The 1,503-nt window shown below is 66.9% G+C and carries 1 protein-coding gene; it reads left to right on the top strand.

Going from position 1 to position 1,503, the window contains the following annotated elements:
- Positions 1 to 1,455: IS4 family transposase (locus R2S09_RS40065; protein ID WP_316746209.1), on the top strand; the 1,455-nt coding region annotated here is incomplete at its 5' end.
- Positions 1,456 to 1,503 lie beyond the last annotated feature (48 nt).

Here is a 1,503-nt window from a genome sequence, read left to right on the forward strand (position 1 = left end):
CAGCGCAGACTCCGCCTCATCCCGTCTCGCGTGGGGGTGTACTTCGTCCTGGCGTTGTGTCTCTTCCCCGAAGTTGGATACCTGCGCGTGTGGAGCCATCTGATCGCCGGGGTTCGGGTCCTGGTCTCGCGGGTCCCCTCGGAGAAGGCGCTGCGGGAGGTACGCCGCCGCCTGGGGACAGCCCCGTTCCAGGAGCTGTTCGAGACGGTGTCCGGCCCGCTCGCCCGTCCTTCGACGCCCGGAGTGAGTTATCGGCGATGGCGCACGGTCGCCTTCGACGGTTGCAGCTCGCTGCAGGCTCCCGACACCTTCCGGGTTCGTGAGGTTCTGGGAAAGACCCGCCGGCACCGCGGTGTTGAGGGATACCCGCACGTCCGGCTCATGGCTCTGTGTGAAACCGGCACTCGCGGTCTGCTCGGGGCGGTGTTCGGGCCGACCAGCACCGGTGAGCCCGGGTATGCCAGGCGGCTTCTGCCGTTGCTGAACGGAAGCATGCTGCTTCTCGCCGACCGGAATTTCTCCGGCGACGAGTTCTTGAACGAGGCCGCCGACACCGGGGCCCAGGTCTTGGCACGGCTCACCTACCGCCGTCGCCCGGCAGTGATCTCCGTACTGCCGGACGGTTCCTACCTGACTCGGCTGCGTGGCCGCACCTTCCGGATCATTGAAGCCGACGTGACAGCAAACTGCGCCGACGGGAGTCGCGTCGCGGACCGGTACCGGCTGGCAACGACGCTCCTGGACCACCAAGCCGATCCAGCCGACCGACTGGTCGCGCTCTATCACGAGCGGTGGGAGATAGAACTGTCCTTCCTCGCGCTCAAGGACACGCTGTTTGCCGGCCGGGTTCTGCGTTCCGGCGACCCGGTGGGGCTGCAGCAGGAACTGTGGGCGCTGCTGGTCGTCTACCAGAGCCTTCGCCGCGCCATGGTGGATGCGGTCGAGTCCCGGCCGGGCACCGACCCAGATCGTGCCAGCTTCACCGTCGCCCTCCGCACAGCGGCGGATCAGGTGATCAGCGCGCGGGAAGTTCTCGGACCCGCCGACGGCTACGGCGGCATCGCGCACGCTGTGCTCGGTGCGCTGTTGCCTCCGCGTCGGGCACGCACCAGCGCCCGGCTTGTGAAGTGCCCGATCTCGCAATACACGGTGGTCTCCCAGAATCGTCCCGGGAAGAGCCAGCGAATCACTTCCGTACACGTCGTCGTTCACCGGCGTGACGAGACCGAGCCCGACGATCTGGGCTTCAGGGAGCGCACCCTCCGTCTGTTGCGCACCGATCCAGGACGGGCCTGGCGAACCGTCGAGATCAGCAAGGCCCTCGGCATCACCGTGAGGGCGAAGTACCGCAGTCTGTGCACACAGATCAACCAGTGGGCCGAGCAGACCATGCTGATCAGGGAAGGGCGAGGTAGATACCGGATTGCCCCCGAATGGCTGGCGCCTGCCGGGTGAAGACCAGCAACTTGACGTGGACCGCGGCGGGTTAACTCCGCGGCATTG

Origin of the sequence: Streptomyces sp. MK7, from assembly GCF_032658145.1 — a bacterium.
Taxonomy (GTDB): domain Bacteria; phylum Actinomycetota; class Actinomycetes; order Streptomycetales; family Streptomycetaceae; genus Streptomyces; species Streptomyces spiralis.